Origin of the sequence: Pseudomonas lactucae, assembly GCF_036688725.1 — a bacterium.
Taxonomy (GTDB): Bacteria; Pseudomonadota; Gammaproteobacteria; order Pseudomonadales; family Pseudomonadaceae; genus Aquipseudomonas; species Aquipseudomonas lactucae.
This window is the reverse complement of the sequence record NZ_JAQQPT010000012.1, coordinates 106,216-118,220: the sequence shown is the minus strand read 5'-3', so window position 1 is coordinate 118,220 and position 12,005 is coordinate 106,216. Positions and strand designations below refer to the sequence as shown.

At 59.9% G+C, this 12,005-nt stretch carries 13 protein-coding genes; 8 read left to right on the top strand and 5 right to left on the bottom strand.

Translation table 11 applies throughout. The annotated features are described in order from the left end of the window. Positions 1-137: 137 nt before the first annotated feature. The 7 genes from V6M90_RS15575 to pdeM are packed head-to-tail and all read left to right on the top strand — an operon-like array spanning position 138 to position 7,518. The gene (locus tag V6M90_RS15575; protein WP_003172332.1) at positions 138-917 is read left to right on the top strand and encodes a transporter substrate-binding domain-containing protein; all 780 of its coding nucleotides are present in this window, start codon (positions 138-140) and stop codon (positions 915-917) included. 58 nt (positions 918-975) lie between these two features. Further along, entirely contained in the window at positions 976-1,704 is a 729-nt protein-coding gene (locus tag V6M90_RS15570; RefSeq protein ID WP_003172331.1) for an ABC transporter permease, read from the top strand. Further along, positions 1,701-2,411, top strand: a complete 711-nt coding sequence (locus V6M90_RS15565; protein WP_003172329.1) for an ABC transporter permease — start codon at positions 1,701-1,703, stop codon at positions 2,409-2,411. Before V6M90_RS15570 ends, V6M90_RS15565 begins: the two co-directional genes overlap by 4 nt. Before the next feature lie 9 nt (positions 2,412-2,420). Beyond that, positions 2,421-3,539 (top strand): succinylglutamate desuccinylase/aspartoacylase family protein, encoded by a 1,119-nt coding sequence (locus V6M90_RS15560; RefSeq protein WP_141064260.1) that lies wholly within the window; start codon positions 2,421-2,423, stop codon positions 3,537-3,539. A gap of 13 nt (positions 3,540-3,552) precedes the next feature. Beyond that, the gene (locus V6M90_RS15555) at positions 3,553-4,317 is read left to right on the top strand and encodes an ABC transporter ATP-binding protein (RefSeq protein ID WP_003172326.1); all 765 of its coding nucleotides are present in this window, start codon (positions 3,553-3,555) and stop codon (positions 4,315-4,317) included. A 58-nt stretch (positions 4,318-4,375) separates the two neighbouring features. Beyond that, positions 4,376-6,856 carry a ligase-associated DNA damage response DEXH box helicase gene (locus V6M90_RS15550; protein WP_332846743.1) on the top strand — a complete coding sequence of 827 codons (2,481 nt, stop codon included), beginning with the start codon at positions 4,376-4,378 and terminating at the stop codon, positions 6,854-6,856. Continuing rightward, a complete protein-coding gene (pdeM, locus tag V6M90_RS15545) occupies positions 6,856-7,518 on the top strand; it encodes a ligase-associated DNA damage response endonuclease PdeM (protein WP_141064262.1) in 663 nt (220 codons plus the stop codon). Before V6M90_RS15550 ends, pdeM begins: the two co-directional genes overlap by 1 nt. Positions 7,519-7,529: 11 nt before the next feature. Here pdeM and V6M90_RS15540 read toward each other — a convergent pair whose 3' ends face one another. Both V6M90_RS15540 and dcd read right to left on the bottom strand, forming a co-directional pair. Then, entirely contained in the window at positions 7,530-7,727 is a 198-nt protein-coding gene (locus tag V6M90_RS15540; protein WP_003172321.1) for a hypothetical protein, read from the bottom strand. Positions 7,728-7,834: 107 nt separating this feature from the next. Beyond that, the gene (dcd, locus tag V6M90_RS15535; protein WP_003172320.1) at positions 7,835-8,401 is read right to left on the bottom strand and encodes a dCTP deaminase; all 567 of its coding nucleotides are present in this window, start codon (positions 8,399-8,401) and stop codon (positions 7,835-7,837) included. A gap of 388 nt (positions 8,402-8,789) precedes the next feature. Between dcd and V6M90_RS15530 the strand changes: the two genes are divergently transcribed. Continuing rightward, on the top strand, positions 8,790-8,999 hold the full coding sequence (locus V6M90_RS15530) for a cold-shock protein (RefSeq protein WP_002554837.1): 210 nt from the start codon (positions 8,790-8,792) through the stop codon (positions 8,997-8,999). A gap of 208 nt (positions 9,000-9,207) precedes the next feature. On the opposite strand, the gene rpoS is transcribed toward V6M90_RS15530, so the two are convergent. The 3 genes from rpoS to V6M90_RS15515 all read right to left on the bottom strand — a co-directional run bounded on the left by rpoS (position 9,208) and on the right by V6M90_RS15515 (position 12,000). Beyond that, entirely contained in the window at positions 9,208-10,215 is a 1,008-nt protein-coding gene (gene rpoS / locus V6M90_RS15525) for an RNA polymerase sigma factor RpoS (RefSeq protein ID WP_141064263.1), read from the bottom strand. Between the two features lie 105 nt (positions 10,216-10,320). After that, on the bottom strand, positions 10,321-11,157 hold the full coding sequence (locus tag V6M90_RS15520; protein WP_078823527.1) for a peptidoglycan DD-metalloendopeptidase family protein: 837 nt from the start codon (positions 11,155-11,157) through the stop codon (positions 10,321-10,323). Positions 11,158-11,364: 207 nt separating this feature from the next. Beyond that, positions 11,365-12,000 carry a protein-L-isoaspartate(D-aspartate) O-methyltransferase gene (locus tag V6M90_RS15515; protein ID WP_169899534.1) on the bottom strand — a complete coding sequence of 212 codons (636 nt, stop codon included), beginning with the start codon at positions 11,998-12,000 and terminating at the stop codon, positions 11,365-11,367. Positions 12,001-12,005 lie beyond the last annotated feature (5 nt).

The following is a 12,005-nucleotide window of genomic DNA, read 5'->3' as shown; positions in this document are numbered from 1 at the left end:
CCACCTTTTAAAACGATCATTCGGAGCCACATTCGGAACTATGGTGCAGAAATTGCTACCAGTGATCCGTCTGACACCGTTCAGTAACAGTCCTAAACGCGCCACAAGCGCTTATCTTGGTTTCCAGGGATTACATAATGAAAAAAGCATTGCTGACCCTTTCTGCACTGGCTCTGTGCATGGCCGCCGGCGTCGCCACGGCCAAGGAATACAAGGAATTGCGTTTTGGTGTCGATCCGTCCTACGCGCCGTTTGAATCCAAAGCCGCCGACGGCAGCCTGGTGGGCTTCGATATCGACCTGGGCAATGCCATCTGCGCTGAGTTGAAAGTGAAGTGCAAGTGGGTCGAGAGTGACTTCGACGGCATGATTCCGGGCCTGAAAGCCAACAAGTTCGACGGCGTGATTTCGTCCATGACCGTGACCCCGGTGCGCGAAAAGGCCATCGACTTCTCGAGCGAACTGTTCTCCGGCCCAACGTCGCTGGTGTTCAAGAAAGGCGCGGGTTACTCCACTCCTGAGTCGCTCAAGGGCAAATCCGTGGGCTACGAGCAAGGCACCATTCAGGAAGCCTACGCCAAGGCCGTGCTGGACAAGGCCGGTGTGACCACCAAGGCCTACGCCAACCAGGACCAGGTCTACGCTGACCTGACGTCCGGGCGCCTCGATGCATCCGTGCAAGACATGCTGCAAGCTGAACTGGGCTTTTTGAAGTCCCCAGCCGGTGCCGGCTACGAAGTCAGCGCGCCGATCGACGACCCGCTGCTGCCGTCGAAAACCGCGATCGGTATCAAAAAAGGTAACACTGAACTCAAGGCCCTTTTGGATAAAGGTATCAAAGCGTTACACGATGATGGCAAGTATGCCGAGATTCAGAAAAAACACTTTGGCGATCTGAACCTGTACAGCGGCAAGTAATGCCCCGGGGCGCCCCTCTTTTGGAGGGGCGCTTTTTTATCGCCATAGGTCCTGATTTATGTTCGAAGATCTGTTGCAAACCCTCGGGCTGAGCGCATTCAGTTTGAAGGGTTTCGGCCCGCTGTTGCTGCAAGGCACCTGGATGACCCTCAAGTTGTCGGTACTGTCCCTGGCCGTCAGCGTATTGCTGGGTCTGCTCGGCGCCAGCGCCAAACTGTCCAGCCTGCCCTTCCTGCGCATTCCCGCCCAGCTCTACACCACGCTGATCCGCGGGGTGCCCGACCTGGTGCTGATGCTGCTGATTTTCTACAGCCTGCAAACCTGGCTCACCGGTCTTACCGACTTTATGGAATGGGAATACATCGAAATCGACCCATTCAGCGCCGGGGTCATCACCCTGGGCTTTATCTACGGTGCCTACTTCACCGAGACGTTTCGCGGCGCGATCCTCGCCGTGCCCCGCGGCCAACTGGAAGCCGCCACCGCGTACGGCCTCAAGCGCGGGCAGCGGTTTCGCTACGTGACTTTCCCGCAGATGATGCGTTTTGCCCTGCCCGGCATCGGCAACAACTGGATGGTGATGCTCAAGGCCACCGCCCTGGTGTCGATCATCGGCCTGGCCGACCTGGTCAAAGCCGCCCAGGATGCGGGCAAGAGCACCTATCAGTTGTTCTATTTCCTGGTACTTGCCGCGCTGATCTACCTGTTGATCACCAGCGCGTCCAATTTCGTGTTGCGCCGTCTTGAACGTCGTTACTCCGCAGGCGCCCGGGAGGCCGTGCGATGATCGAACTCTTGCAGGAATACTGGCGCCCGTTCCTTTACAGCGACGGCCAGCACATCACCGGACTGGCCATGACGATGTGGTTGCTCAGCGCCGCACTGGTGATTGGTTTTGTGGTGTCGATTCCGTTGTCCATCGCGCGCGTATCACGCAAGCGCCTGGTGCGTTGGCCGGTGCAGTTCTACACCTACCTGTTTCGCGGCACACCCCTCTATATACAGCTGCTGATTTGCTACACCGGCATCTACAGCATCGCCGCCGTGCGCGCCCAACCGGTGCTGGATGCATTCTTTCGCGATGCGATGAACTGCACCATCCTGGCCTTTGCACTCAACACCTGCGCCTATACCACGGAGATTTTCGCCGGGGCCATCCGCAGCATGGCCCACGGCGAAGTCGAGGCGGCCAAGGCCTACGGCCTCAGCGGCTGGAAACTGTACGCCTACGTGATCATGCCCTCGGCCCTGCGCCGTTCGCTGCCCTACTACAGCAACGAAGTGATCCTGATGCTGCACTCGACCACCGTGGCCTTTACCGCAACGATCCCGGACATCCTTAAAGTCGCGCGGGACGCCAACTCGGCCACCTTCATGACCTTTCAGTCGTTCGGCATCGCGGCACTGATCTACCTGGCCGTGACCTTCGCCCTGGTCGGCCTGTTTCGTCTGGCGGAGCGCCGCTGGCTGGCCTTCCTCGGCCCGAGCCATTAAGGAGCCTTCATGCGGCATCAGTTACATGATCTGATCGCGCCGGTGCCAGGCACCGCGCGGCAGATCCACAGTTTCCACTTCGGCCCTGCGCAGGTCGAAGGCAAGGTCTACATCCAGTCGTCGCTGCATGCCGATGAGCTGCCGGGCATGCTGGTGGCCTGGCACTTGAAGGCGCGCCTGACCGAGCTGGAAGCGGCCGGGCGGTTGTCGAGCGAAATCGTATTGGTGCCCGTCGCCAACCCCGTGGGCCTGGAACAGGTGTTGATGGACATCCCGCTGGGCCGTTACGAACTGGAGAGCGGACAGAACTTCAATCGCCTGTTTGTCGACCTCAGCGAAGTCGTCGGCGACCAGGTCGAGGCGCTGCTCGGCGATGACGCGCAGCACAACGCCCGGTTGATCCGCGCCGCATTAAGCAGCGCCCTGGCCGGACACACCGCCGCGACCCAATTGCAGTCCCAGCGTTTGGTGCTGCAACGTTTGGCTTGCGATGCCGACCTGGTGCTGGACCTGCACTGCGACTTCGAAGCCGTGGCGCACCTGTACACCACGCCCGAAGCCTGGCCGCAGGTGGAGCCGTTGGCGCGCTACCTCGGCTCGGAGGCCAACTTACTGGCCACCGATTCCGGCGGGCAGTCGTTCGACGAGTGTTTCACCCTGGTATGGTGGCAGTTGCAGCAGCGCTTCGGCGAGCGCTTCCCGATTCCCATGGGCAGCGTTTCGGTGACCGTCGAACTGCGCGGCCAGGGTGATGTGAACCACGGCCTGGCCAGCCTCGACTGCCAGGCGATCATTGATTACCTGATTCACTTCGGCGCCATCACAGGCAACGCGGCGCCGCTGCCCGCGCTGCCCTACCCGGCCACCCCACTCGCCGGCGTGGAACCGGTGGCCACGCCGGTTGGCGGCTTGCTGGTGTTCAGCGCCCTGCCCGGTGAATACCTGGAGGCCGGGCAACTGATCGCCGAAATCATCGACCCCCTTACCGACCGCGTAACGCCCGTGCACTGCCGGAACGCAGGCCTGCTTTACGCCCGTTCGCTACGCCGCATGGCCACTGCCGGGATGGTCATCGGCCATGTCGCAGGTTTACAGGCCTACCGTAGCGGCTATCTACTTTCGCCTTGAGGATGCATGCCCCATGTACAAATTGACCGTTGAAGGCCTGCATAAAAGCTATGGCGACAATGAGGTGCTCAAAGGTGTCTCGCTCAAGGCCAAGACCGGTGACGTGATCAGCCTGATCGGCGCCAGCGGTTCGGGCAAGAGTACCTTCTTGCGCTGCATCAACTTTTTGGAAACCCCCAACGACGGCGCCATGACCCTCGACGGCCAGGCGATCCGCATGGTCAGCGACCGCCACGGCATGCGCGTGGCCGACGACGCCGAGTTGCAGCGCCTGCGCACGCGGCTGGCGATGGTGTTCCAGCACTTCAACCTGTGGAGCCACATGAGCGTGCTGGAAAACATCACCATGGCGCCGCGTCGGGTGCTGGGCTGCAGCAAGCAGGACGCCGAAGACCGTGCGCGTCGTTATCTGGACAAGGTGGGGTTGCCGGCGCGCGTGGCCGACCAGTACCCGGCGTTTCTTTCCGGCGGCCAGCAACAGCGGGTGGCGATCGCCCGCGCGCTGGCCATGGAGCCGGAAGTGATGCTGTTCGACGAACCGACCTCGGCGTTGGACCCGGAACTGGTGGGTGAAGTGCTGAAGGTGATCCAGGGCCTGGCCGAAGAAGGTCGCACCATGATCATGGTCACCCACGAGATGAGCTTTGCGCGCAAGGTATCGAGCCAAGTGCTGTTCCTGCACAAAGGCCTGGTGGAAGAGCAAGGTGCGCCGGAGGACGTGCTGGGTAATCCGAAGAGCGAGCGCCTGCAGCAATTTCTGAGTGGCAATTTGAAGTAAACCTTTGCGGCGCCTGGAGGGTCTGTGGGAATAGACCCTCCGGAATGTCAGCCGCCGTATGGCAAAACCCATCGATTTCGCCAAGCAATGGTTTGCCGCCAAGGGCTGGAAGCCGTTCGCCTTTCAAAAAGACGTGTGGGCGGCAGTCAAACACGGCCAGTCAGGGTTGCTGCATGCCAGCACCGGTGCCGGTAAAACCTATGCGCTGTGGTTTGCCGCACTCAATCGCTTCGCCCTCACTCGCCCGCCCGCTGCCGGTAAACGCAAACCGCCCGCCGAACCGCTGACTGTGCTGTGGATCACGCCGATGCGTGCGCTGGCCGCCGACACCGCTCGCGCCCTTGAAGCGCCGCTTGAGACCTTGCAGATTCCCTGGAGCGTCGGTCTGCGCACAGGCGACACCAGCAGCAGCGAGCGCGCCCGCCAGACCCGGCGCCAGCCAAGCGCACTGGTCACCACGCCCGAAAGCCTGACCCTGATGCTCGCTCGCGCCGACAGCGAGGCCGGCCTGGCGCACCTGCGCATGGTAGTGGTGGATGAATGGCACGAATTGATCGGCAACAAGCGTGGCGTACAGCTGCAATTGGCATTGGCACGACTGCGACGCTGGCATCCGCAATTGATGGTGTGGGGGATCTCGGCGACCTTGGGTAACCAGGCCCACGCGCTGGAGGTTTTAGTCCCACAGGGCGGTGGGATCAATGTGCAGGGGCAAACGGCCAAACAGTTGAAAGTCGACACCTTGCTGCCACCGGTCGCCGAACGTTTTCCCTGGGCGGGGCATATCGGTCTGAAAATGCTGCCCCAGGTGGTGGCCGAGGTGAACGCCAGTAGCAGTTGCCTGGTGTTTACCAACACGCGGGCGCAGTCGGAAATCTGGTACCAGGCACTCTTGGAGGCACGGCCGGATTGGGCCGGGGTGATCGCCCTGCACCATGGTTCGCTGTCGCGGGAAACCCGTGACTGGGTGGAGCGGGCCTTGAAAGATGGGCAGCTCAAAGCGGTGGTGTGCACCTCCAGCCTGGATTTGGGGGTGGATTTTCTGCCGGTGGAACGGGTGTTGCAGATCGGCTCGGCCAAGGGCGTGGCACGCCTGATGCAGCGCGCCGGGCGCTCGGGCCATGCGCCGGGGCGGCCGTCACGGGTGACACTGGTGCCCACACATAGTCTGGAGCTGGTAGAAGCGGCGGCGGCCCAGGACGCGATTGCCGAGCGCCACATCGAAGCCCGCGAATCACCCTACAAACCGTTGGATGTACTCGTACAGCACTTGGTGAGTATGGCCCTGGGCGGCGGTTTTACCCCGGATGCGCTGCTGGAAGAAGTGCGCGGCGCCTGGGCCTATCGCCACCTCACCGAGGTCGAATGGGCCTGGGCCCTGGGGTTTGTGCGCCATGGCGGGCTGTCGCTGACTGCTTATCCGGATTACCGTCGTGTGGAACCCGATGAGCACGGCATCTGGCGCGTACCCGACGCACGGCTGGCGCGGCGCCATCGCATGAGCGTCGGTACGATTGTCAGCGATGCGAGTATCCAGCTGAAGTTCTGGAGCAAGGGCGGCGGCGGCAAAAACCTCGGGAGTGTCGAGGAAGGTTTTATCGCTCGGCTCAAGCCCGGTGATGGCTTCTTGTTCGCCGGGCGCTTATTGGAGTTGGTACGCGTGGAAAACATGACCGCCTACGTCCGCCGCAGCACCGCCAAAAGAGCTGCCGTACCGCGCTGGAATGGTGGGCGCATGCCGCTTTCCAATGAACTGGCACAGGCACTGGTGGCGCGCCTTGATGCAGCAGCCCAAGGGCATTTCGAAGGCCCGGAGATGCGCGCGGTGCAACCCCTGTTGCAGACGCAGTTGCGCTGGTCGGGCTTGCCTACACGCGGGCATCTGTTGGCCGAAGCGTTGAAGTCGCGGGAGGGGTGGCACCTGTTCCTCTACCCGTTCGCCGGGCGCCAAGTGCACCTGGGGCTGGCCAGCCTGCTGGCATGGCGGGTCAGCCAGGTGCAACCGGTGACTTTCTCCATTGCGGTCAACGACTACGGCTTGGAACTGTTGAGCGCCACGGCGGTGGATTGGCCGGCTTTGTTGAACGTCGCGCTGCTGAGCCCGGCAGACTTGCTGACGGACGTCGTGGCCAGCCTGAACGCCGGGGAACTGGCCTTGCGCCGCTTTCGTGAAATTGCGCGCATCGCCGGGCTGGTATTTGCCGGCTACCCCGGCGCGCCGAAAAGTACCCGGCAGGTGCAGGCATCCAGCGGTTTGTTCTTTGAGGTGTTCAAGCAATATGACCCGCAGAACCTGTTGCTGGCCCAGGCCGGGGAAGAAGTCCTACGCGATGAACTGGATATTCGCAGGCTGGAAGAGACATTACTTCACCTGTCGGCCCTCGAACTCGACCTGCACCTGATCACACGGCCTACACCGTTGGCCTTCCCGCTGCTGGTGGAGCGGATGCGCGAGAGCATGAGTTCGGAAAAACTGTCGGAGCGCATTGCGCGAATGGTCAAGGACCTGGAAAAAGCCGCGGATAACGGGAAGCCCTGATGCATTGTTCAGTGACGCTGCTGGGAGAGGAACTGTGGTTGCTGGCGGACAAGGCCGTATATTGGCCGGCACGCCGATGTCTGCTGATTGCCGATGCGCACTTTGGCAAGGCATCGGCCTATCGCAGCCTCGGGCAGCCTGTGCCGCAAGGGACCACCACCGAGAATCTGCAGCGGTTGGATCGGCTGTTGGCGGCCTATCGGTGCGAAAGAGTGATCTTCCTCGGCGACTTCCTGCATGGCCCCGGCTCCCACGCCAGCGGCACGCTGGCTGCGTTGCGCGCGTGGCGTGAGCGCAACCCTGAGCTGCCCATGACCTTGATCCGCGGCAATCACGATAAACGCGCAGGCGATCCGCCTGTCGACTTGAGGATCGAGGTAGTCCCGGAGCCACTGCTGATGGGGCCGTTTGCTCTGCAACACGAACCGGATGCCCACGCCAGCCATCATGTGCTGGCAGGGCATGTTCACCCGGTGTATCGCCTGCGCGGCAAGGGCCGCCAGAGTTTGCGGCTACCGTGCTTTCAGGTCGGGGGACGTGTGAGTCTGTTGCCGGCGTATGGCGCATTTACCGGAGGATTTACCGTCGCGCAGGACAATGATCGCCAAATCTATGTGATCGGCGATCACCAGGTGTGGCCCGTTCGCTTAAGCGCGGACTGACCTTTCAGGAATCAGGCGACTGGCGCTGGCGGTGGCTCGTCCGGAAGAGTGGGTTCACCCGGTTCGGTAGGCTGTGGATAATCCGGCTCGGGTTGGCCGGGGATGCCGCCCGCGTAGGTGGGATCGGCCATCAGGGACCAGGCCAGAACACCAATCTGGTTGGGTTCAAGCCGGGCAAGTTCAGCGCTGATTCGCGGGTCGATTTTCATAAGGCACTCCTCAAGCGTGGCTCGGCGCGTTTTACACGCGCCGAGGCAGTACACCCAATAGAGTCACTTTCTGCAGACTAATTCCCTTTACGCGTAGGACCTTTCGATCAAGCGCGTGGCAAGGTCACGCCGCGCTGGCCCTGGTATTTGCCGGCGCGGTCTTTGTAGGACACTTCACAGGCCTCATCAGACTGCAGGAACAGCATCTGCGCCACGCCTTCATTGGCATAGATTTTCGCCGGCAGCGTGGTGGTGTTGGAGAACTCCAGAGTCACATGGCCTTCCCACTCGGGCTCAAGCGGCGTCACGTTGACGATAATGCCGCAGCGGGCGTAGGTGCTTTTACCCAGGCAGATGGTCAGCACGTCGCGAGGAATACGGAAGAACTCCACGGTGCGCGCCAGGGCGAAAGAGTTTGGCGGGATGATGCAGACGTCGCTCTTGACGTCGACGAAGCTCTTTTCGTCGAAGTTCTTAGGGTCGACGATCGCCGAATTGATGTTGGTGAACACCTTGAACTCATCGGCGCAGCGTACATCGTAGCCGTAGCTGGAAACCCCGTAGGAGATCACACGGTCATCGCCTTCACCACGAATCTGGCGCTCAACGAACGGTTCGATCATGCCGTGCTCTTGCGCCATGCGGCGAATCCACTTGTCCGATTTGATGCTCATGGCGGGTGTCCTGAATAGCGAGGTGGAAAATTCTGTTGGGCATCTTACCGGGGCCGGCGTTGGGGTTCAAAGGCCGTCGGGCTTTTCTTGATGAATGCACCGCTTGCTATAAGCCATGGCCCACGTGGCCGGGGACCAAGTAACCATGCCCAGTGAGCGTAAATACCACCGCCAGTCACGAAAATAGAGAAACCTTCGGAAATACCATTGGCACGTTCCTGAAAAACGGTTAAGGTGGCGTCACTGTGTTGCTTGTGTCACTGAGAATCTCTACACGATATGTTGAATTTCGATCCAACCATCTCCAAGAATTTTTCCTGCTCTTTGCACTCAGTCTCGGCCAGGGCTTTTCCTGAGTCGCAGTTAACTTTGTTCAAGGAGTTACACCATGTCTAATCGCCAAACTGGTACCGTTAAGTGGTTCAACGATGAAAAAGGCTTCGGCTTCATCACTCCACAATCCGGTGACGACCTGTTCGTTCACTTCAAAGCTATCCAATCCGACGGCTTCAAAAGCCTGAAAGAAGGCCAACAGGTTTCTTTCATCGCTACCCGCGGTCAGAAAGGCATGCAAGCTGAAGAAGTTCAAGTTATCTAACTTGTACTGACTTAGTCGAAAAGACCCCGCCCTCAAAAGCGGGGTTTTTTTATGCCTGGATTTCTTGAAATACCCGAACAAACGCCAGGCAAAAAAATGTGGGAGGGGGCTTGCTCCCGATAGCGGCGTGTCAGTCAATACTTCCAGTGACTGAACTACTGCTATCGGGAGCGGCCCTCTCCCACACTCAAGCTTTAAAGCTGCGTCGTTATTGGAACAACGACTCACTCGACAAGCCGTTCTTCTCCAGGATCTCACGCAAGCGCTTGAGCCCTTCTACCTGGATCTGTCGCACCCGCTCACGGGTCAGGCCGATCTCCAGGCCTACGTCCTCCAGGGTACTGCTCTCATGGCCACGCAGGCCGAAGCGGCGAATCACCACCTCACGCTGCTTGTCCGTCAGCTCAGACAGCCACTGGTCAATGCTTTGGGAAAGATCATCGTCCTGCAACAGCTCGCAAGGATCCGTAGGGCGATCATCCGTCAGGGTGTCCAGCAGGGTTTTATCCGAATCCGGGCCCAGCGAGACATCGACCGAAGACACACGCTCGTTAAGACCGAGCATACGCTTGACCTCACCCACCGGTTTTTCCAGCAGGTTGGCGATTTCTTCGGGCGAAGGTTCATGATCGAGTTTCTGAGTCAGCTCACGCGCTGCCCGCAGGTAGACGTTGAGCTCCTTGACCACATGGATCGGCAAACGGATCGTGCGGGTCTGATTCATGATCGCCCGTTCGATGGTCTGGCGAATCCACCAGGTGGCATAGGTTGAAAAACGGAAGCCCCGTTCAGGGTCGAACTTCTCCACAGCCCGGATCAAGCCCAGGTTGCCCTCCTCGATCAGGTCCAACAGGGACAGGCCACGATTGACGTAGCGTCGGGCGATTTTCACCACCAGGCGCAGATTGCTTTCAATCATGCGCTTGCGCCCGGCCGGGTCACCCTTTTGCGACAAGCGCGCAAAATGGACTTCTTCTTCGGGGGTGAGCAGAGGGGAAAAACCGATTTCATTGAGGTACAGCTGGGTCGCGTCGAGCGCCCGCGTGTAGTCAATGTATTTGTGTTGCTTTAACGCGGTGGAGTTCTTGGATTTGGTGCGAACTGAAGGTTTAGCAGCCCCTTCATCATTCGACATCGACTCCTTATCGATACCGGTCTCCATAAGGAGAACCTCATCGTCGATGTCAAACTCCGGCGCTTCTTTACTGAGAGCCATTGTTATAGTCCTTTGGTGAGTTCGACCTCAAGCTCAAGCGACGCCTTTATCCTTGGCAACGCTGGAGCCTGTTCCTTCTACGTGAGGAACAGGCTGTGCAACACATCAACGACGGGGTAGGAATTGCAGAGGATCTACAGGCTTCCCTTGGCGGCGAATCTCAAAATGCAGCTTCACCCGGTCTGTCCCCGTTGAACCCATTTCGGCAATTGTCTGTCCGACTTTGACCTGCTGCCCCTCCCGAACCAACAGCCTGCGGTTATGACCGTAAGCACTGACGTAGGTATCGCTGTGTTTGATGATGACCAGCTCGCCGTAGCCCCGCAAACCACTCCCGGCGTATACCACTGTCCCATCAGACGCAGCTAAAACAGGCTGTCCCAAATCCCCGGCGATATCAATGCCTTTATTCAAACTACCGTTTGAAGAGAATTTTCCAATTAACACTCCGTTTGAAGGCCATCCCCAGCCGGTCGGCGCAGGCCCGGCAGGTGGCAACGGCGCGGGTGCCGGCTTGCTGGCAGGACTCGGTACGGCCGTGCCGGCAGGCCGGGTAATGATGGTGGTTTTGCTCGAAGATGAGGGCGAAGATCCGGTGTTTGTCACAACTGCCGTAGGCGCGGCGCCCGTGCGGCCGTCGAAGCGAATCGTCTGCCCCGGATGGATCGTGTAGGGCACCGGAATATTGTTACGCGCTGCGAGCGCCTTGTAGTCCCAACCATAGCGGAAGGCGATCGAAAACAAGGTGTCACCCTTGCGCACCACATATTGCCCGGTGGTCACCGTGGGCCTTTGCGGCGCGGCATTAGTGCGGTCAACGACCCGCGCGCCGCTGCTCGGCGAACTGGAACAGCCTACCAACACCGAACTGAAGACAAGGCCAAGCACCAGTCGCTGAAAGCTTGTTTTACTCATACGCTGCGCAAGACCTGTGAGACTCACCCGCCGCTCCCTTTGTGGTGGCTGAATATGAACGCCTGTATCAGGCTTGAAATGTGACGCAAGTATAACTGGGCATTGAAGTTTTACCGGCACACGACTGAAACGAATCATTCAGCGTGTTGAATCACTGCGGCCATCATGTTGACTTGATAGACCCCGCCGTAAGACACATCCCTATCAACAGAATTCACTGCCGACGAAAATTGATCAGGCCAACGGGCCGTTGAGCAACGGCACAAAGCGTACGGCACCCAGTACATGCCGGGAAAAACCGTCATCTTCACGCACGATAAGCATCAATTGTTGCACTTCGCCGGAGCCCACCGGGATGACCAGGCGCCCGCCCGGCGCCAGTTGGTCGAGCAACGCCTGCGGAACATCAGTGGCCACGGCCGTCACGATGATACCGTTATAAGGCGCCAGTGCCGGCCAGCCTTCCCAGCCATCACCCCAGCGGAATACCACGTTACGCAGATTGAGCTCCACCAGACGCTCCTTGGCACGGTCCTGCAGCACCTTGATGCGCTCCACCGAGAACACCCGCTCCACCAGCTGCGACAGCACAGCGGTCTGGTAGCCGGAACCGGTGCCGATCTCCAACACCTTGTCCAACGGCCCCGCCGCCAGCAGCAGCTCGCTCATGCGCGCAACCATGTAAGGCTGGGAGATGGTCTGGTTATGGCCGATGGGTAACGCCGTGTCTTCATAGGCCCGATGGGCCAGGGCCTCATCCACAAACAGATGGCGCGGCGTGCGGCGGATCACTTCCAGCACCTGGGCGTTGGACAGGCCTTCTTCGTACAGGCGCTGGATCAAACGCTCACGGGTACGCTGGGAGGTCATCCCGA

Bases quoted from the DNA above. Each gene is read 5' to 3' on its own strand.
- V6M90_RS15555 (WP_003172326.1), top strand. From the start codon at position 3,553: ATGTACAAATTGACCGTTGAAGGCCTGCATAAAAGCTATGGCGACAAT.
- pdeM (WP_141064262.1), top strand. From the start codon at position 6,856: ATGCATTGTTCAGTGACGCTGCTGGGAGAGGAACTGTGGTTGCTGGCG.
- V6M90_RS15515 (WP_169899534.1), bottom strand. From the start codon at position 12,000: ATGACCTCCCAGCGTACCCGTGAGCGTTTGATCCAGCGCCTGTACGAA.
- dcd (WP_003172320.1), bottom strand. From the start codon at position 8,401: ATGAGCATCAAATCGGACAAGTGGATTCGCCGCATGGCGCAAGAGCAC.
- V6M90_RS15550 (WP_332846743.1), top strand. From the start codon at position 4,376: ATGGCAAAACCCATCGATTTCGCCAAGCAATGGTTTGCCGCCAAGGGC.
- V6M90_RS15565 (WP_003172329.1), top strand. From the start codon at position 1,701: ATGATCGAACTCTTGCAGGAATACTGGCGCCCGTTCCTTTACAGCGAC.
- V6M90_RS15540 (WP_003172321.1), bottom strand. From the start codon at position 7,727: ATGAAAATCGACCCGCGAATCAGCGCTGAACTTGCCCGGCTTGAACCC.
- rpoS (WP_141064263.1), bottom strand. From the start codon at position 10,215: ATGGCTCTCAGTAAAGAAGCGCCGGAGTTTGACATCGACGATGAGGTT.
- V6M90_RS15530 (WP_002554837.1), top strand. From the start codon at position 8,790: ATGTCTAATCGCCAAACTGGTACCGTTAAGTGGTTCAACGATGAAAAA.
- V6M90_RS15560 (WP_141064260.1), top strand. From the start codon at position 2,421: ATGCGGCATCAGTTACATGATCTGATCGCGCCGGTGCCAGGCACCGCG.
- V6M90_RS15570 (WP_003172331.1), top strand. From the start codon at position 976: ATGTTCGAAGATCTGTTGCAAACCCTCGGGCTGAGCGCATTCAGTTTG.
- V6M90_RS15575 (WP_003172332.1), top strand. From the start codon at position 138: ATGAAAAAAGCATTGCTGACCCTTTCTGCACTGGCTCTGTGCATGGCC.